Source organism: Gemmata palustris (genome assembly GCF_017939745.1).
Lineage (GTDB): Bacteria > Planctomycetota > Planctomycetia > Gemmatales > Gemmataceae > Gemmata > Gemmata palustris.
Genome location: NZ_JAGKQQ010000001.1, coordinates 7520371 through 7540648, shown reverse-complemented (window position 1 = coordinate 7540648; position 20278 = coordinate 7520371). Strand labels below are relative to the sequence as shown.

General features: G+C 65.4%; 19 protein-coding genes. 8 read left to right on the top strand and 11 right to left on the bottom strand.

Features of this window, described 5'->3' with window-relative positions; translation table 11 throughout:
* Window positions 1–53: 53 nt before the first annotated feature.
* On the bottom strand, window positions 54–3032 hold the full coding sequence (locus J8F10_RS31230; protein ID WP_210660500.1) for a protein kinase domain-containing protein: 2979 nt from the start codon (window positions 3030–3032) through the stop codon (window positions 54–56).
* A gap of 822 nt (window positions 3033–3854) precedes the next feature.
* On the bottom strand, window positions 3855–4460 hold the full coding sequence (locus J8F10_RS31225; RefSeq protein ID WP_210660499.1) for a hypothetical protein: 606 nt from the start codon (window positions 4458–4460) through the stop codon (window positions 3855–3857).
* Window positions 4461–4689: 229 nt separating this feature from the next.
* Between J8F10_RS31225 and J8F10_RS40060 the strand changes: the two genes are divergently transcribed.
* Window positions 4690–5388, top strand: a complete 699-nt coding sequence (locus J8F10_RS40060; RefSeq protein ID WP_210653680.1) for an ISAs1 family transposase — start codon at window positions 4690–4692, stop codon at window positions 5386–5388.
* 1 nt (window position 5389) lies between these two features.
* Complete coding sequence (locus tag J8F10_RS40055) at window positions 5390–5836, top strand: ISAs1 family transposase (RefSeq protein ID WP_210653679.1); 447 nt, start codon at window positions 5390–5392, stop codon at window positions 5834–5836.
* Between the two features lie 72 nt (window positions 5837–5908).
* Here the strand turns inward: J8F10_RS40055 and hemW are convergent, their stop codons facing one another.
* From hemW to J8F10_RS31190, 5 genes are all read right to left on the bottom strand, one after another.
* Entirely contained in the window at window positions 5909–7063 is a 1155-nt protein-coding gene (hemW, locus tag J8F10_RS31210) for a radical SAM family heme chaperone HemW (RefSeq protein ID WP_210660498.1), read from the bottom strand.
* A gap of 172 nt (window positions 7064–7235) precedes the next feature.
* Window positions 7236–8384, bottom strand: coding sequence for a hypothetical protein (locus J8F10_RS31205; RefSeq protein WP_210660497.1), 1149 nt, complete (start codon window positions 8382–8384; stop codon window positions 7236–7238).
* Complete coding sequence (gene guaB, locus J8F10_RS31200) at window positions 8314–9807, bottom strand: IMP dehydrogenase (RefSeq protein ID WP_210660496.1); 1494 nt, start codon at window positions 9805–9807, stop codon at window positions 8314–8316. The genes J8F10_RS31205 and guaB overlap by 71 nt, the downstream gene beginning before the upstream one ends.
* Before the next feature lie 277 nt (window positions 9808–10084).
* Complete coding sequence (locus tag J8F10_RS31195) at window positions 10085–10822, bottom strand: anti-sigma factor (RefSeq protein ID WP_210660494.1); 738 nt, start codon at window positions 10820–10822, stop codon at window positions 10085–10087.
* The gene (locus J8F10_RS31190) at window positions 10819–11454 is read right to left on the bottom strand and encodes a sigma-70 family RNA polymerase sigma factor (protein ID WP_315854191.1); all 636 of its coding nucleotides are present in this window, start codon (window positions 11452–11454) and stop codon (window positions 10819–10821) included. Before J8F10_RS31190 ends, J8F10_RS31195 begins: the two co-directional genes overlap by 4 nt.
* On the opposite strand from J8F10_RS31190, the gene J8F10_RS31185 reads away from it, so the two are divergent.
* Window positions 11441–12325, top strand: a complete 885-nt coding sequence (locus J8F10_RS31185; protein WP_210660493.1) for a hypothetical protein — start codon at window positions 11441–11443, stop codon at window positions 12323–12325. The genes J8F10_RS31190 and J8F10_RS31185 overlap by 14 nt on opposite strands.
* 174 nt (window positions 12326–12499) lie before the next feature.
* Here the strand turns inward: J8F10_RS31185 and J8F10_RS31180 are convergent, their stop codons facing one another.
* The 3 genes from J8F10_RS31180 to J8F10_RS31170 all read right to left on the bottom strand — a co-directional run bounded on the left by J8F10_RS31180 (window position 12500) and on the right by J8F10_RS31170 (window position 14811).
* Window positions 12500–13192, bottom strand: a complete 693-nt coding sequence (locus J8F10_RS31180; protein ID WP_210660492.1) for a hypothetical protein — start codon at window positions 13190–13192, stop codon at window positions 12500–12502.
* Window positions 13193–13201: 9 nt separating this feature from the next.
* The gene (locus J8F10_RS40050) at window positions 13202–13798 is read right to left on the bottom strand and encodes a hypothetical protein (RefSeq protein ID WP_210660491.1); all 597 of its coding nucleotides are present in this window, start codon (window positions 13796–13798) and stop codon (window positions 13202–13204) included.
* Between the two features lie 479 nt (window positions 13799–14277).
* Window positions 14278–14811 carry a hypothetical protein gene (locus J8F10_RS31170; protein ID WP_210660490.1) on the bottom strand — a complete coding sequence of 178 codons (534 nt, stop codon included), beginning with the start codon at window positions 14809–14811 and terminating at the stop codon, window positions 14278–14280.
* 188 nt (window positions 14812–14999) lie between these two features.
* Between J8F10_RS31170 and J8F10_RS39420 the strand changes: the two genes are divergently transcribed.
* The 5 genes from J8F10_RS39420 (at window position 15000) to J8F10_RS31155 (ending at window position 19250) form a co-directional block, all read left to right on the top strand.
* Window positions 15000–15320 (top strand): DUF1559 family PulG-like putative transporter, encoded by a 321-nt coding sequence (locus J8F10_RS39420; RefSeq protein WP_315854190.1) that lies wholly within the window; start codon window positions 15000–15002, stop codon window positions 15318–15320.
* A gap of 157 nt (window positions 15321–15477) precedes the next feature.
* Window positions 15478–15609 carry a hypothetical protein gene (locus J8F10_RS40045; RefSeq protein ID WP_261363099.1) on the top strand — a complete coding sequence of 44 codons (132 nt, stop codon included), beginning with the start codon at window positions 15478–15480 and terminating at the stop codon, window positions 15607–15609.
* Between the two features lie 5 nt (window positions 15610–15614).
* A complete protein-coding gene (locus J8F10_RS40040; RefSeq protein ID WP_261363098.1) occupies window positions 15615–15746 on the top strand; it encodes an H-X9-DG-CTERM domain-containing protein in 132 nt (43 codons plus the stop codon).
* Between the two features lie 129 nt (window positions 15747–15875).
* Window positions 15876–17591 carry a DUF1559 domain-containing protein gene (locus tag J8F10_RS31160; protein ID WP_210660489.1) on the top strand — a complete coding sequence of 572 codons (1716 nt, stop codon included), beginning with the start codon at window positions 15876–15878 and terminating at the stop codon, window positions 17589–17591.
* 246 nt (window positions 17592–17837) lie between these two features.
* On the top strand, window positions 17838–19250 hold the full coding sequence (locus J8F10_RS31155; RefSeq protein ID WP_210660488.1) for a DUF1501 domain-containing protein: 1413 nt from the start codon (window positions 17838–17840) through the stop codon (window positions 19248–19250).
* Between the two features lie 175 nt (window positions 19251–19425).
* Here the strand turns inward: J8F10_RS31155 and J8F10_RS31150 are convergent, their stop codons facing one another.
* Window positions 19426–20211 (bottom strand): TIGR03000 domain-containing protein, encoded by a 786-nt coding sequence (locus J8F10_RS31150; protein WP_246524549.1) that lies wholly within the window; start codon window positions 20209–20211, stop codon window positions 19426–19428.
* Window positions 20212–20278 lie beyond the last annotated feature (67 nt).

The window sequence follows — 20278 nt, the reverse complement described above, 5'->3', positions numbered from 1 at the left end:
GCCAGGACCACAGGGTTTCAACCCCGGGCTCCTTTCCGGGCTCCGGGTTCGCCCTACACCGGAACGAGGTACGTACCCGCGAGCCGGTCCTGCGGCGGGCGCGCCGGGAACCGCAGTGCGATCACCGCGTACACCGGCAGCAGCGCGGCCGCGAGGAGCCACAGCACGGCCGCCAAGTACATCGCGTCGGGCGCGTAAACTTGCAGCAGGATTGCGCCGAGTAGCAGCGCCGTAATCGGGAACCACACCAGCCCGGCGCGGAACGAACACTGCCGCCGGTACGCCGGGCGCCCGTCCGCGCGAACAATGGCGATGCCCGCCAGCACCATCGACGGCCCCCGACGAGTCGCTCCCGCAAAGAACACTAAGCCCACCGGGACGAGCGCAAATACCACCGAGACGACCGGTACGACCGAGACCCACGGCGCGCGGGTGCGCGAGCGCGGTGAATCGTTCGGCGCGCCGGCCCACAGGAGCACGGGCTCCACCGCGCCCGGAGAGAACACGGCGCGGTCCGCACCCGTTTGCTCCAGGATGAGGCGCTGCGGGCGGAATAATTGCGCGCGCCGGACTTCGGCTTCCGCCCGCGTGCGCTCGACGAGGTCGTTCACGCGCGATTTCGCGCGCGGGTTGCTGAGCGCCACCGCGAGTTCCGGAGTCGCCGCGTCCGGCAGTTTGGCAAGTGCGTCCGGTTGCGCCAGAACCTCGGCCGCCTGTTTCGCGCGCTGGGCCTGCAACGTGGACTCGAACGCCATGAACAGCGAGAGCATGAAGGAGATCGCGAACATGGTCGCCACGGGCAGCGCCAGGAGCGCGGCCTGAATACCCAGGTGCGCGGCACGTACCTGGGCGGTTACTTCCGGCTGCTGGGCGTGCGTTTCGGCCAGTTCTTTCTGAAACTCCGCCAGCGGCGGCTCGGTCTCAAATAACTGGTTTAATACGCGCCCCGCGTGCGCCGGGAGCGGAGCGCGCACCGGGCCGCGACTCGATCGCGGGTGCCCCTCCAGCACGAACGACGCGGCCTCGCGCAGTACGGCCAGCGGTTCATTGGGACCGTAGTGCGTCGCACACAGTGGGAAATCGAGCACCTGCACGCGCCCGTTCGGTTCGACCCAAATGTGATCGAGCGCGAGGCGCGGGGGAACCGATTCTTCGACCTCCGCAGCGCGGAACTCTTCCACCAGTTGTTCGAGCACGTAGCGGGCGTCGGCCCACGGCAGCGGGTACCCGGGGCGAACCGCCTCGACGAGCGGGCCACCGAGCGGCGCCGCGAACGCGGTCCAGTCGAACGCGGCCCCGCCCCACCCGAGCGCCCCGCTACCCACGCGCCGCAAGCGCGTCGGGCGCGCCGGGTCGGCACTGAGTGTGAGGGTGCCCCACGGCCGCAGCCAGAGGAGCACACTGCGCCCGAGCGAGCGGTCTTCAGCAAGCCACACCTGTTCGCCGGTCTGCTCGACCGAAAGGCGCCCGCGAACGATGTACCCGCCCACAACTTCGGGCAGCGCGTCGCTCGGGGGCGGGAGCAGCGTCTGGAGCGGGGTCGGCTGGCGCACCCCGAGTCGCAGTTTGCGCGCCCCCAGTGGCTTCTGCGTAACGCGGCACCCGCTCACGAAATCATGCACCCCGCGAAAGCTCCACTTCTTCCGCACCTGGAGCAGCATCGCGGCGACGCACGCGAGGGCCGAGCCGCCGCCGAGCACCCCGCCGATCCCGGGGCCGAACCAGCGGACCAGTTCTTCCGGTACGAAGAACATCCCCACGAACAGCGCGTGAAACGCGAACACGCGGACCAGCGCGCGGCCGATCCCGGGGGGACCGGTCTGCCCCACGCGCGAGACCCGCAGCCCGAGGAGCCACTTCCCCGGCGTGGCGCCGAGCAGCCCTTCGGTGAGGCCGAAGTACGCGAACAGAAGGCCGACCGCGAGCCAGCGCAGCTCGAAAACATCGATCTTCCCGGATCGCGAACCCTCCAGCCAGATGCGGACCACCTCGGCCGGGAAAATCAGGAACGTGAGCAGGATACGGTCGAGGATGTACGCCGCGACGAGGACGCGCGGGCGGGCCGGGCGCTGACGTTCGGGGAGCAGATCGACGAGCGCCTCGCGCAAGTCGTCGAGCGTCTGCCACCGGCGCGAGCGGTCGCGTTCCAGCCCTCGCAGGATGACGGTTTCGAGCTGCGCGGAGACGTCCGGGCGCTTGACACGAACCCGGGGCGGCGGATCGGAGATCGCCTTCGCGAGAGCGGTCGCCGCGCTCTCGTGGTGGAACGGGGCCTGGCCGGTGAGCAGGAAGTACAGCGTGGCCGCGACCGAGTACACGTCCGAACCGTAGTCGAGCGGTTCGCCCCGAATCTGTTCGGGCGACGCGAACAGCACCGTCCCCAGGAACGCGCCGGTCTGCGTAAGGTGGTTGCGTCCCGTGCCCGCGAGCGACTTCGATAGCCCGAAGTCACCGACTTTCACGCGATCATCGGCGGTGAGGAAGCAGTTGGACGGCTTCACGTCGCGGTGAATCATGCCGACGCGGTGCGCTTCACTGAGCCCGTCGATGATGTCCAGCGTTCGTGCGATGGCTTCGTGTTGGGTCAGCGGCCCGCGCTCGTCAACGAGGTCTTTGAGTGTGCGGCCCGGCATCAGCTCCATCACGATGTACGGCCGGCCGTTCTCGGTATCGGCGGACAGCACGAACACGCAGCGCGGGTGCGCGAGCTGACTCGCGAGCCGCCCCTCCTGGCGGAACCGCTCGACGGATGACGGGTTGGACGCGAGCCGCGACGAAAGCAGTTTCACCGCGACGCGGTGCCCGGAGCCGGGCGCTTCCGCTTCGTACACGGTGCCCATCCCACCCGCGCCGAGCATCTTAACGAGCTTGTACCCGCCGACTTCTTCCGGGGCCGACTCCTGTGCGGGCGGCACGTCGTCATCGATTCCCGAATATCCCTGGTCGGCGTTGGGAGTGAACGTCTGCGTGTACGTTTCAGACGACGGCCGCGAGCTGTCGGTGAGTTTCTGCCCGCAGTACATGCAAAACATCGGCGGGGCGTCCGCGGACACGGACGACAGGGAGCGGTGACAGCGGGGGCAGGTTAAGACCATTGGTGCGGCACGCGCGGGCGGGGCGAACAGCCATTATCCGCGCCGGTGCCCGATCCTCAAGCCTTACAGTGGTTACAATGCACCGCTCGCAGGTGAGTAAGCCGCGGTTCCAGGGCGTTACTTCTTCACAGTTACCCAGATCACTTCGCTCACGTACCCGATTTTCACCACGAAGTTGATTGCGACAAATCCTGTACGTCGGCGGATTCCGGAGCGTTCGGATCGAGTGAGACAGGTTCGCCCCGCTCATTGATCGTGGCAGTACCGAATCTGCACCACCGAAGCGTCCACTTTGGCGTCCTTCGCGGCGCTCACTACGAGCAAGTTCTGAGTCATATTCGCAGAGATCGTGAGCGTATTCACAGAAATGCCCGCGAGCAGCCCCGCACGTCCACTTTCACGGGACCGGTGAAGCCGTTCGTGCGCGCTACTTGCACGTACCACGCGGTGCGCGAGACCGGGCCGCAATCGCCTTCGCCGCTCTTGAGTTGTTCAGATCGCGCACACGGGCGACGAAATCCCGTCACTCGGCAGCACAAAGATCAGGCCAGCGTTGATGAGGAGTTACCCAAAGGACGAAATGCCGAGACTCGATGTGATGCAGAACTCACCGGTCGTGCCGTTGGACCGCGACCGGTGACGTATGCGTGACCATCGGGGAATGTTTGTGTCGTGCCTGCGGCACGCAGGCGAAGGCCCGAAGTCGGGTGGCCGGCCGGTACTAAGAACGCTCTGCACACCGGCCGGTCGCCTAAGACCTTACTTGCCTTCTTCGTACTTGCTCAGTTCGAGCTTCACGACTTCGTTGGACTGGAGGATGAATTCCTCCTTCACGATGCCGCGCTCCTTGGCGAACCACAGGCGCACGGTGGTCTTCGCCCCGGCAATGTCCATGTCCTTACCCTCGACGAACACCGTCGTGAACTTGCCGGCGGGCGTCGTGATCTCTTCCTTGTCGTTGAGCACCTTCATCGTGCCCTTGATGGTCTGCGTGCCGACCTTACTGTTGATGTCCCAGGTCGCGTCCTTCTTGATCGGGAGCGCGAGCACCTTCACGGGCGGGTCGAGCTTGTCTTCCTTCACTTTGGTGCGGTACACGCCGTCCGCTTTGATGACGTACACTTCGGTCATCTTCACTTCTGTGCCCACTTTCGTGTCGACCTGGAAGTGGTCCTCGGTGCCGACCTTGTCGGACTTCGCGACATGGACCTTCACCTCGTTGTCGCCGACCTTGTAGGTCCACGTCGTGTTCTTCTTGAGCGGGAAGTACCCTTCGGCCTGTGGCGCATCTTTCGGTTGCGCGAACACCGCGCCGCCGAACAGGACCGCCGCCGCACCCAACACCGAACGGATCGCGCGCAACATCCGCAGGACTCCTGAGTTGTTACCAGATGGAAGGGCCGTCGGGCTAATATACGCACGGCTCCGCGAAAGCCCACGGGAGGACGGCCCACCAGCGGCGCCGGGCTGAGAGCGTTACGAGCCGGCATTTCGTCCGGCGCGCCGGTTCTCTGTACCCAGGGCTCCGCACGGATTGGCCTTGGGTAAGGTGTAGCGTTTGGGTATGCGTGCAGCTCCAAGCGAGGAACTGTATATGTCCCGTTCACTGGTCGAGCGGTTGGCCGAGTTGCCGGATCCGCGGAGCCGTCACGGGCGCCAGTACCCGCTGGTGGGGCTGTTGACCCTGTGCCTCGTGGCGGTGATGGCCGGGCATACCACGCCCGAGGCGATTGCGCAGTTCGGTCGGCTGCGGCAGAAGCGACTGGGGCACGCGCTGGGGTTCAGGAACGGGAACATGCCGTGCCCCAACACCATCGCCGGGTTGCTGCGGAACCTGGACCCGGACCACCTGGACCGGATCATCGGCGCGTGGCTGGGGGAGCGGCATCCCGAGGGGTGGGAACACATCGCGTTGGACGGCAAGCGGTTGCGGGGCTCCCGGGACGGCGAGGTACCGGGCGCGCACCTGCTGGCCGCGTATGCCCCGGGCGCCGCGGCCGTGGTCGCCCAGATGACGGTCGAGGCCACCACCAACGAGCACAAGGCGGCGCTGCGGTTGTTGGGCGTGTTGCCCCCGCTGGGCGGAGCCGTGGTCACCGGGGGCGCCATCTTTACCCAGCCGGACGTGTGCACCGCAGTCCAAGACCGGGGCGGGGACTACATCCTGTACGCCAAGAGCAACCAAGGTACGCTGCACGCGGACCTGGAAGCCACGTTCGCCACCGGCGCCGGGGGCGACTTTTCCCCCCGGGTTACAGCGCCTGTGGGACCGGGATGCCGGTACCGCGTGTGAGTTGAGCAAGGGGCACGGGCGGATCGAGCGGCGGACCATTACCACCACCACGTGGCTCAACGAGTACCTGACCCGGTGGCCCGGGGTGCAACAGGTATTCCGGCTCGAGCGCACCCGCCGGGTCGGTGGGAAAGCAACCGTGGAGATGGTGTATGGGATCTCCAGCCTGAGCCCGGTGGCTGCGCCACCGGATGCGTTGCTCGGGTACACCCGCACCCACTGGGGGATCGAGAGCTTGCACCACATCCGCGACGTGACCCTGGGCGAGGACCGGTGCCGGGTCCGCCGGGGCGCGGCACCGCGGGTACTGGCGTCACTGCGGAACGTCGCCGTGTACCTGCTACGGCGCCTCGGTGCCGGCACCATTGCAGCGGCCGTTCGGACCATCGTTGCCACACCCGAACGGGCACTGGCGGCGCTTAATCAGCCAGTTTCAATCTCTGAGTAGCCCTGTCTCTGTACCCACTCTCCGTGCGAGTGGTCAAGCGGGTACAGAAAGAAACCGAACGAGCCGGCGAAATCAAGCTTCCTTCAGTAACTCCGAGACGGCGGCGTCCGCGACACACTTTCCGCGGCGCGTGAGCCGCACGGCCGATCCGGTGTCACTCACGAGCGCGTTGTCGCGCAGAAGCGCGAGCGCCGCGGGCGCGAGTGCGTCCAACTCGAAACCGGTCTGCTCATGGAATCGCGCGCGATCGATCCCGTCCGCGCGCCGGAGTTGAGTCGCCATCGTCTCGAACGCTCGCGCTCGTGGCGCCAGTTCTTCGCGCTGGAACGCGACCGGTTCACTACCGAGCGCCTTACGGATGTAAAGCTTCGTGTCGCGCACGTTCAGTTCGCGCGCGCCGTGTACGTAGCGCGCGGCCCCGACACCGAAGCCGAAATACGCCTCGTTCGCCCAGTAGCGCTCGTTGTGCCGACAGCGGAAGCCGGGGCGGGCGAAGTTCGATATCTCGTAGTGCTCGAAGTCGGCCGCCGCGAGCCGGTCCATTGCGTGCTCGTACATCGCGAGTTCGTCGTCCTCCGACGCCGCTACGATCAACCCGCGGTGCCGCTGCTTCCACAGCGGAGTTCCCTTCTCGTAGGTCAAGCCGTAAGTGGAAATGTGTTGCGGCGCGAACGCGAGCGCGGCATCGAGATCGGCGACCCAACTCGCGGGGGTAGAGCCCGGCGCGCCAAATATCAGATCGAACGACACCGTGGGGACGTGCTTCCGCACCGCTTCGACGGCGCGCCCGATGTGATCCGGCTCGTGGCGCCGATCGAGCGCGGCGAGCGACTCCGGCCGGAACGACTGCACCCCGATGCTCACGCGGTTCACCCCGAACGCGGCCAGCACCGCGGCCTTCTCTTCGGTAAGTGAATCCGGGTTGGCCTCAATCGAAAACTCGCGCGGCGTGCTTTCGCGTGCCGGAGGCAGCCAGCGCGTAATTGCTCCCAGCAAGCGTTCCAACTGATTCGCGGACAGGTGCGTGGGCGTGCCGCCGCCGATGAACAGGCTCTCGACCGGGCGCGGGGTGCCGAGCGTCGCCAGTTCGGTCGCGAGCGCCTCGAGGTACAGGTCGATGAGGTGATCGTGACCCGCGGTCACCGCGAAGTCGCAGTACCCGCAGTGGTGCGCGCAAAACGGGACGTGAATGTACGCGGTGCGCGGCTCGAGCCAGGGGGGAAGCATACAGGCATATTACGGCGGACAGTCGATGTGAGCGGCGATTACGGCGAACGACCGGTAGAGTGTTGCTAACTTGAGCGCGGGTTCTGTGGCGAACGGCCGGTGTGAGCCGGCCGGTGAAGGACGTTGCCCCCATCGGGCGGCTCACACCGGCCGTTCGCCTGAAGCGCGTCTCTTATGGGAACAGGAACGCGGCCCCGGTGATGATGCCCGCTTCCGCGACGGTGCCCGTGAGGGTCAGGCCGGGCGGGTACAAGTAGTACGGGCTCGGGCTGCCGGGCAAGCACTTACCCGCACTGGTGTCCCAGAACCCCGACCGGCACCCGGACATGAGGCTCTGCGGCCACAAGAGGACGTTGCGGTAGAACGTCCCGGCGGACACGAGCGTCGAAAGCGGGCCGAGATCCCACCCCTGCCGCTCGGCGTTCCGCTCCTCGAAGTGCAGGCGCCGGTGAACCACGTAGCCCGGCTCGAGGTACATCGTGTGCGGCGCGTACATCGCCGTTTTCGCCTGGTACGCCACCCCCGGTGAGGTAATCACCGGCAGCGGTGGGAACTGGTAACCGCTGTCCTTGGGCTCCTTGATCCCCTTGAGTTCCTGGAGGTTCTTCTCCAGCTTCTGGATCTCGGTCGGGTCTTTCTCGTCCCGGAGCTGCTTCTCGAGCACGCCGATCCGGTCGCGGATCGTCTGGAACATGATCGCTCGTTCCAGTTCGGGGTCGTTGTAGACCGTGAAGATTTTGTCGCGCGCCGGCAACTGGATCTCGCGCGGGTCCACCGGCGGCACCGCGTTCCCCAGTTTCTTGTCGGGTAACAGCCCACCGGTTTTCGGTTGTGCAGCGAACCCGCTCGGGGCCACCGTCGGAACACTTACCGCGGGCGGTTGCGTGAACGCGCGCTCGGGCGGCGGGACGTTGAGCGGGGGCACCGGCGGCACATCGGGAACGGCCCCGGCACGCACGGGCTCCTTCAACTGCGCGACGCCCGAGCCTTCGGTCGCGTTCGGCAACCCGCCGCCGGTCGCGGTGAGCGCGTCGACCTGTTTTTGGAAGTACATCACCGTGCCCGCGGCGCCGGGAGCCGCGCCCGGCGCCGGGCGCTGAGGTTGCGACTGCGCGGGTGGCGTTCGGGGCCGATACCCCGGCGGCAGCGGCAGCCCGCCCGGTTGAACACCCGGCGGTTGCGCCTGCGGTTGAGTGCCGGGCGGCTGCGCGAGGGCCGGCCCCGCGACCAGCGCCAGGAGCAGCGCGGCCTTAGCCCCCGCTGTCCCCGGCGTAATCAGCCGAACTGTAGTTCGGCGCTTCCTGCGTGATAGCAATGTCATGCGGGTGGCTCTCCTGCACACTCGCCGCGGTCACTTGAATGAACCGGGCCTTGGTCCGCAACTCGTCCAGCGTCTTGCAGCCGCAATACCCCATTCCGGCCCGCACGCCGCCGACCAGCTGGTATACATACGGGGAGAGGTGTCCCTTAAACGGAACCCGACCCTCGACCCCTTCGGGCACCAGCTTCCCGTTCGTCGGTTGACCGGAGCCGCCCCCGCCACCCTGCTGGTAGCGGTCCGCGCTGCCGGCCATCATCGCCCCGAGCGAACCCATTCCGCGGTACTGTTTGAACGACCGCCCGCGGTACAAAATGAGTTGCCCCGGGCTCTCGGCCAGCCCCGCGAACAACCCACCGATCATGCACGAGAACGCGCCCGCGGCGAGCGCCTTCGTGATGTCGCCGCTGTACCGGATCCCGCCGTCCGCGATAACGGGGATGCCCGTTCCGGCCAGCCCCTTCACCACGTTCGCGATCGCCGACATCTGGGGCACGCCCACGCCCGACACGATCCGCGTGGTGCAAATCGACCCCGGCCCGATCCCGCACTTCACGCCATCGGCCCCGGCGTCGGCCAGCGCCCGGGCGCCCTCGACCGTGGCGACGTTCCCGGCGATCACGTCGATCGCGTGCCGCTTTTTCAGCTCGCGCACGGTCTCGACCACGTTGCGGCTGTGGCCGTGGGCGGAATCGACCACCAGCACGTCCACCCCGGCCTCGATCAGCGACGCGGCCCGCTCGAAGTCGCGGACCCCGATCGCGGCACCGACCTTCAGCCGCCCCCGCGCGTCCTTCGCCGCGTTCGGGAACTTTTGCGTCTTGTCGATGTCCTTGATCGTGATCAATCCCTTCAGTCTGAATTGATCGTCTACGAGGAGCAATTTCTCCACCTTATTTTTCGTGAGCAGCTTTTCGGCCGCGTCGAGCGTGGTGTTCTCCGGGGCCGTCACGAGGTTCTTTTTCGTCATCACCTCTTCGAGTTTCTGCTCGTTGTCGTCGAGAAACTTGAGATCGCGCCGCGTGAGAATGCCCTTCAGTACGCCGTTCACGGTGATCGGCACGCCGCTGATGTGGTGATCCTCCATGATCTTGCGCGCGTGGCCGACCGTGTCGTCCGGCGGGAGCGTGATCGGATCGGTGATGATCCCGTTCTCGCTCCGCTTGACTTTGTCCACCTCGCGGGTCTGGAACGCGATCGTGAGGTTCTTGTGAATGATCCCGATGCCGCCCTCTTGGGCCAGCGCGATCGCCAGTTCGCTCTCGGTGACCGTGTCCATCGGGCTGGAAATGATCGGAATGTTAATCCGCACGTTCCGGGTCAGTTGGGTGCGGACGTCGGTGTCCTTCGGCACGAGGTCGCTGTACCCCGGTTCCAGCAGCACGTCATCGAATGTAATTCCCTGATACGCAATGCGGTCCTGCATGGCGGCTCCGTGGCGAAGGCGCGAAATGGTGGTGGTTTGGGATTATAGGGAGTTGAGTCAAACCGCGTCGGCGAAACTGCGCCGCGGGTGGTTGAAGGGAATCCCACCCGCAAGAGTAGCGGGTAGTCGGGCACCTGCTCGCGAAAGACGCGTTGCTCGACGGTGCTGTAGGTGAACCCCGCCCGCAAGGGCGGTGGGTACGTGACACAGCGCTCGGGTACCACAGCGTTCCCAGCGGGAGCCCGCCGCCCTTGCGGGCGGGTTCACCTGCGGGCACTCACCCTTGTTTCGGTGTGAGCACCAGGAGCATCGGTCCGTCCGAGACGACCACGCCGCCGACCGTTTCTTTTGTAACCGCAAACGCCTTCGCGTCCTTGACCGGAATGGGGTTGCGCACGCGCACGAGGATGGTTCCGTCGGGCTGCACATCAAATACCCCGCCGTCCACCGGCTCTTTCTTGGCGCGCCCGCCGTCCACGATCCAGAGCTGGTACTGTTCCCGGGTCGGGTCGAGGGGCGGAAGTCCGCGAACTTCGAGGTACCCTTCCTGTTTCGCCGCGCTCCACACGACTTCGCCGGTCGCACCGGCTTTCTCACCCGCGAACTTCTCCGCCTTCGCCACGGCATCCTTGACGAGCCGGTCACGTTTCCCGGCCAAGTCTTCGGGCCACTGGGTGTAAACGAGCACCCCGGCCAGGCACGCGGCCACGGCCCAGCCCGCCCAAATCGCCCACGCGGGCCGGGACCGGCTCGGTCGAGCCGGCGCGGGAGCGGCCGGAATAAATGCTGCGGCCGCGAGCTCGAGCCGCTCGGCCAAATGCGCGGGAAGCGGTTCCGGCGGCCCGCTGAGAGCCAGGTGAATCGCGGCCGCGGCGCGCTCGAGGGAATCCGGGTCTTCGTTCGGGAGCGCGGCGAGGAGCGCGTCCAGTTCCGTCACCTCGCCCGGGTTCAATCCCTGGGTGGCTTCGAGAGCGAGGAGTTCGTCCAGTCGATCGGGCCGGGGGTCGGTGTTCACAGCGCCCCTCCCCCGGCCGTCAGCCGCTCGCGCACGCGGATCAGTCCGCGGCGAATGTGTGTCTTCACGGTGCCGACCGGGAGCCCGGTCGCGGCGGCGATCGCTTCGTGCGTGAGCCCCTGGTACACAGCGAGTTGGATCACGCGGCGCTCGTCTTCGCGCAGTTCGCCGAGAACGGCGGCGGCTTTCGCGGCCTCTTCCTCGATGTCGATGCGCGCGACCACGGTCGGCTCCGCCGGTTCGTCGGCCAGTGTTTGCGCGGTCGGCGCGCGGCCGGTCCGTCGTTTCCGGTCGATCAACCGGCGGCGTGCGATCATAGTGATGTACGTGGGCTCGGACGAACGGGAGGGATCGTACCGGGCCGCATTCTTCCACAGCTCGATGAACACGTCTTGTACGGCGTCTTCGGCGTCAGAGGGGTTGCCCAGGAACCGCCGCGCCAGGGACCACACCAGCCCGCCGTAGCGGGCGATGCAGTCCGGCACGGCGGCCGGGTCGCCGGCCGCGATCCGCGGGAGCACGCAGTCCGTCACCAGTTCCGCCCCCTCGCTCGCGGCGCGCTGTACGCGACACCATTCGTCACGCGCGTGCCAGCGGATGCACGAAACGACGCGGCCCGTGACCGGAGCCACGGGCCGCGTCTTAATTCTTCGTTATAGGCAAACGGGACAGTTAGTACGCGGCTTCTCCACTGAAGCCGAATCCCTTACCGCCCGCACCAAACTGGCCCCCCTGACCGAAACCAATCTGTCCGAACTGACCAAATTGACCAATCTGCCCCCCCTGACCGAACTGACCAAATTGGCCCTGGCCAAATTGTCCGAGTTGGCCAAAAGCGCCTTGACCGAACTGACCCAACTGACCACCTTGACCGAAGCCAATCTGTCCAAACTGCCCGAATTGACCGAGCTGACCGCTTTGCCCGAACTGACCGAGTTGGCCGCTAAATCCCATCTGACCAAACTGACCAAACTGACCACTAACACCAGCCTGGCCGAACTGACCACTAACACCAGCCTGGCCGAACTGACCATTAAAACCAGTCTGACCGAACTGGCCAAAACCGCCGGTCCCGCTCCCCAGATAGCTTCCGATCGTTGGGAACATCACGATCGCCCCGCTGGTCCCACCACCCGTGTTACCGCTCTGTCCGAACTGACCCAACTGCCCATTTTGGCCGAGCTGACCGAACTGACCCAGTTGACCACCCGTACCGAACTGGCCGTTCTGACCGAACTGACCGCTCTGTCCGAACTGACCCAACTGCCCATTTTGGCCGAGCTGACCAGTGAAACCATTCGTATTCCCGCCGAACGCACCGTTGTTTCCCGTGTTTCCCGCGTTCCCAGTGTTGCCGACGTTCCCGTTATTCCCCTGACTGTTCCCTTGGTTATTTCCCGGGTTCCCCCCCCCAGGACGCCACATGCCCGGCGGCACGTAGGGGTAACTGACGGGGGATCGGTACCGGCCGCCCGGCGGTTGCGCTTTGAGGACGCCCGATAGGGGCAACAGGGCGAGAGCGCCCAGACCAAACGCCAACCAAGCTAACCGTTGTTGGAGAGATCCGAACATGACACCCCCCTCGCCTCAATGAAGATAATCCGCGGAAGTCTGCGTTCACTCACCGGACGCGGCGGTCCCACGCGCCCGGTGAGTGAACGCAGGTGCCCGAAGCGATTACTTCACTCGGGCACCCACCTTGGGTACTAAATGCGCCGATCCGACGGACTTGCGCGAGTGTTCGGGAATTCCTTCCGATTCCGTGCGCGCGAATATCGAGCAGTGGAAAATCGGTGGGAAGCGAAGTGGTTTCTTGAAGTGATTCCGCCTGCTGACACAGCGCACCACGGGTGCTTTACGATCCAGTAGCAGCAATCTCGGAAAATGAACGGACATAGCGCGTAATAAAAAGCCGCCCCGGAATAATCCGGGGCGGCGCAGGTAATCCAGAACAAATCTCAAAAGACAATACGGGTTAGTACGCCGCTTCTCCACTGAACCCGAATCCCTTACCGCCACCACCGCCAAAGCCGCCACCACCGAAGCCACCCTGGATACCGCCACCGCCAAAGCCACCGCCGCCAAAGCCGCCACCACCGAAGCCACCCTGGATACCACCACCACCGAAGCCGCCACCACCGAAGCCGCCCTGAATACCACCGCCACCGAAGCCGCCCTGAATACCACCGCCGCCGAAGCCACCCTGGATACCACCACCACCGAAGCCACCCTGAATACCACCGCCGCCGAAGCCGCCCTGGATACCACCACCGCCGAAGCCACCCTGGATACCACCGCCACCGCCAAAGCCACCCTGAATACCACCACCGCCGAAGCCACCACCACCAAAGCCGCCACCGATACCGCCACCACCACCACCTAGGTAGCTACCGATCGTCGGGAACTGCGAAATGTTACCTCCAATACCACCGATACCGCCGCCACCAAAGCCACCACCGATGCCACCGCCGCCAAAGCCGCCGCCGCCCTGAATACCACCGCCGCCGAAGCCGCCGCCCTGAATACCACCGCCGAAGCCGCCGCCCTGAATACCACCACCGCCAAAGCCGCCACCGCCGAAACCACCCTGAATACCGCCACCGCCGAAGCCGCCGCCCTGAATACCACCGCCGAAGCCGCCGCCGCCCTGAATACCACCGCCGAAGCCGCCGCCGCCCTGAATACCACCGCCGAAGCCGCCGCCACCCTGAATGCCACCACCCTGGATACCGCCACCCTGAATGCCGCCACCCTGGATGCCGCCACCCTGGTTATTCCCCTGAACACCGCCCAGAATGCTTCCCTGAATAGACCCTTGAGGGCGCCACGCACCCTGCGGTACGTAGGAGAAACTGGTGGGAGCGCGGTAGCGGCCGTTCGGCGGTTGCGCTTAAGGACTTGCGTCAGTGGCAAAAGAGCAAGAACGGATAAGCCAAAAGTCGCCCACACCAGGGAACGGTACAGCGAACGGACCATGTTCCGCCTCGATAGAGGTGTTCCGCGCGAGTCGTATCCGCCGGGAATCGCGGTGAAAACTCCCGGAGAATGATTGCCGTGAATTGCGTTCGCAATCCGGCGCCCACTGCGAGCCGACACCACAAAACTCACTCCCCGAGCCGCGCGCTTGAAAGCGCGAATGCGCAGCTCGGGGAGTGTGTATTGATCGGTGAAATCACCGACCGACTGAGGCGTCTATGGGAGTGTAACGGGAAACTCCAGAAATGGTTTGCATTTCTTTAGGATTCCGCTCGAATTTCCCGTGCGGCTCTACCCCAGGCTCCCCGACCTGGCTACTCGATTCGGAGACTCATCATGAGTGGTTCGCTCCGTTTCCGCTGGCGCGCGACGCAGGGCGCGATACTTGGGCTGCTCATCGCAATTATCGTTGCAATTGCCCCGTTCGGCACAACGCAACCTGTCTCCGCGCAACCACCCGCGGACAACTCCCGACCGAGTTACGGTACGTTCCGCACGACGCGGCACTCTTCCTGTACGCGGACGCCGCCAAAATCTGGACCCACGAAGCGACCAAGAGTTTCCGCGGCGCGGACAAGACCACGTTCGGCACTCGAAGACGCCGCAACCAAAGTGTCCGGCATGAAAATCACCGACCTGAAAACGGTCGTGTTGTTCTTCCCGAGCGTGAAGCAGCCGCAGGACAGCGACAAAGCCGGATTCGTCCTCACCTTTACCAAAGCGTTCGACAAAAGAAACTGGAAGACGGCCTCGCGGAACTGTTCCTCAAGAACGCGAAAACCAAAGTGTCCGCCCCGGACGAAAAGACGGCGCTGGTTCTCGTGGGGCTCGACGACGAGTACGCGAAGCCGCGCTTGCCCGCGGACGACGGCCCACTCATCGGCCATTAAAGCCGCGGCGAGCGGCAAACACACGCTCGTCGTGGGCACCACGTTCGCCAGTCTGCCGGACGAAATCAGAAAGGACGATCTCCCGGCCCAGGTGCGCGCGTTCCAGCCGATCTTCCAAGCCACCGCTCACGGCCACCCTCGACCTCGGCAAGTCCCTCGATCTCAACGTTCGCGTGAAGACCAAGCGCGGCCCAGGCCGTGGACGCGGAGAAGGCCCTCGCCGCGCTCTCGAAGCTACTCGGCGACGAACTCACGGGTGAACTACCGAACCTCGAAAAGGCGCGGCCGACAACGCGGGCCTGAAAGACGTGGTGAAGGTGCTGAAGGCGACCGTGACGGCCGCGAAAGGCGCGAAGTTCGAGGTGGACGACACCGAAGCCCGCATGACCGCGACGCTCCCGCTCACGGATCTTCCGCTCGCCACGGCTTACGGGGCCGCGGTTCAGGCGTTCCAACAACGAGCTGCCGTCAGCCAGTCGGCCAACAACCTGAAGCAGATCGGGCTGGCCATGCACAACTACCACGACACGAACAATGCGTTCCCGCCGGCCGCGGTGTGTGACAAGAAGGGCAAGCCGCAACTGAGCTGGCGCGTCCTCATCCTGCCGTACATCGAGCAAGACGCCCTTTAAAGGAGTTCAAGCTCGACGAGCCGTGGGACAGCGAGCACAACAAGAAGCTCATCGCCAAAATGCCCAAGGTGTACGCAATACCGGGCAAGTCGAAGCCGGGCGGCACGGACACGTACTACCGCGTGTTCGTCGGCAACGGGCCGGGTTCGACTGGCTCATGGGCACACCCATCGTCGGAATCACCGACGGCACCTCGAACACGTTCATGTGCGTAACCGCCGCGACCGCGGTGCCGTGGACCAAGCCGGACGAACTGGAATTCGACCCGGAAAGGACAACGGCAAGTTGATCGGGATGGTGGTGAACGGTAAGGCCCAGGTCACCATGTTCGACGGCTCGGTCCGCACGCTCTCGAAGCTGGCGGCGAAGGAAACGATCAACGCCCTCATTACCCGCAACGGCGGCGAAGTGGTCGGCGATTTCTAACCTCAACAACTCGGCGAACGGTCGGTGTCAGCCGGCCGGTGTGGGCTCTGCGGTTCGCTCGACCGAGCGGAGCCCACACCGGCCGGCTGACACCGACCGCTCATCCCATCCCCAAAGGAGCACCCTGAAATGCGATTCGCACTCCGAGCCGGCGGCTTCGCCGTCGTCGCGGCGCTGGCCGCCGCAGTCACGCTGTTGCAGCCCGGCGCGGCCCCGCAATCGAGCGCCCTCTCCGCCGCACAACCGGGCGACCTCCCGACGGACCTCGCACTCGTCCCGGCCGACGCGGTCGGGTTCGTCCACGTCCGGCTCGCGGAATTGTGGAAGAACGAGGTGATGGACGGGTTCCGCAAGACGTGGGAAAAAGCCGGCCCGAAGGCCCTCGCCGCGCTCGACACGCAGTTCGTACCCGCGCCTTCGACGATCGCGCGCGGCACCGCGTTCGTGATGCTGGACGACAAGAAGAAGCCGCAAGCGGTCGGCATTCTGGCGTTCTCCGCTGCGTTCGACCCAGCGCAGGTTGTGAAGATGTACCTGCCCAACAACACCACCGAGAAGGTGGGCGCGAAGACGGTGTACCGCACCCCGGACCACGAGATGGAGATGTACTTCCCCGACAACAAACACATCGTCGTCGGCTACGGCGGGTCACTCAACTACTACCTCTCCAAAGAACCCGCGAAGGACGGGCCGCTCGCACCGGCGATCAAGCTGGCCGCGTCCGGTAAGGCCGTGGTCGCGTCGGCCGACATCTCCGCGCTGCCGATTCCGCCGGACGCGCTCAAGGACGTCCCGCCCGAGGGCCGCGCGATCCTGCAGGCGAAGCAGCTCACGATCGCGATCGACCTCGGCGCCGACGCCCGGTTCGACGTGCGCGCGACCTACGCAGACGTCGCCGCCGCTCAGGACGCCGAGAAAGCCGTTAAAGCGCTGGCCGACCTGGGCCGCAAAGAACTGGCGAAGTCGAAAAAGGAACTGGAAGACAAACTCTACGACCCGAAGATCAAGGCCCCGCGCCCGCCGGGCGATCTCCCCGAGGCACTGGCCACGGTGTTCGGGCTCGGTGCGATCAACCGGCTCGACGAGATCCTCACCGACCCGAAGTTCATCACCCGCGACAAGGCGGAACTCGCACTGGCGGTGCCGCTGCCCAAGGAACTGCTCGTCGTCGGCAGCGGGTTCGTCGCACTCGGGGCCGCGCTCGTGGTTCCCGCGGTGCAGAAGGTGCGCGAGGCCGCGGCGCGCATGAAGAGTTCCAACAACCTGAAGCAGATCGGGCTCGCGATCCACAACTACGAGTCCGCCAACGGCCACCTGCCACACGACATCCTGGACAAGAACGGGAAGCCGATCCTGAGTTGGCGCGTCGCGATCCTGCCGTACATCGAGCAAGCCAACCTCTACAACCAGTTCAAACTCGACGAGCCGTGGGACAGCGCCAACAACAAGCCGCTCTCGCAGGCCATGATTAAAACCTTCGTCTCGCCGAACGGCGCCTTTCCCGATAAGCCCGAATTCGGGCTCACCCACTATCGCGCCGTGAGCGGCCCGGGCGCCGCGTTCGAGCCGAGCAAGAAACTCAAACTCGCCGATTTTACCGACGGGCTCTCGAACACGATCATGGTTATCGAGACCGCCGACGCGGTGCCGTGGGCGAAGCCGAGCGATTACACGTTCGACCCGAAGAAAGCACTCCCGAAGATCAATCCGGTGGGCGGTCAAAAGGTCTTTCAGGCGCTCTTCGGCGATGGCTCTGTCCGCGCGATCAGCACGTCGGTCGCCGAGAAGACGCTTAAGGCGTTCTTCACCCGCGACGGCGGCGAGGTCATCAACGAGAAGGATTAGCCCGACTTCCGAGTTACGAGCCGTGACCGCGAGGGAGCGGGAGACGTCCAGGGTTCTCGATGGTCACGGCTAGCACGGGAGGCCGCAGCCCCGCTCCCTCGCGGTCGCGGCTCGTAAAACGTTGCCGCTGGGTAAGAAGTGTTCGCTTTGCGGACGCCTCGGTATCGGCTAAACTTTGTGGAAGCCCGCGGCCCCGGTCGCGGGCTTCGCTCGATTTGCGAGTGCCCTCCGAACGAGTCCCACCCCATGCACTTCCCCCTTTCGCGCCGCGAAATGCTCCTCCGTACCGCCAACGGGTTCGGCGCCGCCGCGCTCGCAGCCCTACTGGAGCAAGACGGGCGCGCCGTTGATGCGGCCCGGTCCCCCAACGACCCGTTCGCCCCGAAGAAGCCCCACTTCGCGGCAAAAGCGAAGTCGGTCATCTTCCTGTTCATGGACGGTGGGCCGAGCCAGGTCGACACGTTCGACCCCAAGCCGGCGCTCGAAAAGTACCACGGGAAACCGTTCCCCACGAAGGTGGAACCGACGCAGTTCAACAACGTCGGCAACACGCTCGCCAGCCCGTGGAAGTTCAAGAAGTACGGCCAGTGCGGGATGCCCGTCAGCGACCTCTTCCCGCACGTCGGGGCCTGCGCGGACGACCTCGCCGTGATCCGCTCGATGGTCGCCAATTTCTCCGAGCACACCAACGCGAACTACTTCTGGCACAGCGGGCACGGCCAGCAGGGGCGCCCGAGTTTCGGCTCGTGGGTGACGTATGGCCTGGGGAGCGAGAGCCGCGACCTGCCGGGGTTCGTCGTCCTCGGGAGCGGCATGATCCCGCCCGGCGGCGCCGATTGCTTCGGCAACGGGTTCCTCCCTGCGTCGTACCAGGGGTCCGTCTTTCGCAACGGCGCGCACCCGGTCGCGGACATCACCCCGCCCGGCGGCGAGAGCGCGAAAACGCGAACCGCCAAGCGCGACCTGCTCCGCAAGCTCGATGCGGCGGCGAAGGATAAGTTCGGCGACAGCGACCCGCTCGACGCGGCCATCGCGAACTACGAACTGGCGTTCCGAATGCAGACCGCGGTGCCCGAACTCGCGGACCTGAGCAAAGAAACCACCGAGACGCAGAAGCTCTACGGGCTCGACGACCCGAAAACGGAAGTGTTCGGGCGCCAGTGCCTCGTCGCCCGGCGCCTCGTCCAGCGCGGGGTGCGCTTCGTGGAACTGCTCTGCCAGAACCTGGGCCACGACCGCTGGGACCAGCACTCGAACCTGAAGCGCGGGCACGAGGACAACGCGCGGGCCGTGGACAAGCCCATCGCGGGGTTGCTCACCGATCTGAAGCGCACGGGCTTGCTGAAGGACACGCTGGTGATTTGGGGCGGCGAGTTCGGACGCACACCCGTCGCGCAGGGCAGCGACGGGCGCGACCACAACCCGTTCGGCTTTACGATGTGGATGGCCGGCGGCGGAACGAAGGGCGGCACCATTTACGGCGAGACGGACGACTTCGGTTACCACGCGGTGAAAGACAAAGTGCAGGTCCACGACCTACACGCGACCGCACTGCACCTGCTCGGTTTCGACCACAAGAAACTGACCTACCGCTTCGGCGGGCGCGACATGCGCCTCACCGATGTTCACGGCGAACTGATTGAGAAAGTGTTGGCTTGAAAAGCAGAGAATGAAGGGCCACGGATCAACACAGATTAAAGGCACGATCCGAACAAAGCCGAGAGTCGAACCAACACACGCTTTGGTTCGGCTCTCGGCTTTGTTTTTACCACCTAATTTTTCTTCTGTCTGATCCGTGTTATCTGTGTTTATCCGTGGTGAATTTGCTTTCTTCCTACTTCCCGCTTCCGAAGTCCACGCGGACCACTTCACCCGGTGTGCCAGTCACCTCGCGGGACGCCTCCACCGTTTGCCCGCGCTCCAGCCAACGGGCTGTGATGGTGTACTTGTACGCCTGCCCCGATTCGAGCGGCGGGGACTCGAAAATGCGATCGGTGCCGGTCTGCGCGGTCTTCTTCCCGTCCACGAACACGTCGGCCGATGGCTGAGGTACTTTCACCGACAGGATGAGGCACCCACCGCTCTTCGCCGCGGGCACCGCAACCGGCCCACTGCTGAACTGCTCCACCGTGGGCCACACGGACACGTTCGGGTGGCGCGGGCGCGGCGACGCGGCGTAAATCCCCACCCACCCGTACCCGGCGAACCCGGGGGTGGCGCGCCACTGGCGCACGAGGTCGTTGTTACCGAACACCCCCGGGACCGGCCCGTACACCGGTACGGGCGGCCCGTAGAGGCTCAGCCCGTTCGACCAGAAGCTCCCGACACGCCCCGGGTAGCCGAAGTAGCCGGGGTACCCGAAGCCGTAATAACCGGGGTAACCGTACCCGAACCCGCTGGAGCCGTAACCGTAACCCGCAAACCCGCCGTACCCGGAGCGGAGCGGTACCGGGTACCCGACGAAGGGCCCGCCATAAAGCCCCGGGTACCCCCACGCGGGTGCGACCCGGGGACCGTATGGGTACCCGTGGGTCACCCCCACACCGAGGAAGACGTGCTGGGCGCTCCCGATGTTGGGTAGAACCAAGCACGCCACGACCGCCAAACCGAACGTGCGCATCTTCACGGTAGCTGCTCCTTCCGGCTTCCCCACTGAAATGGTTCGACCCGCTCTGGGCGCTGCGCTC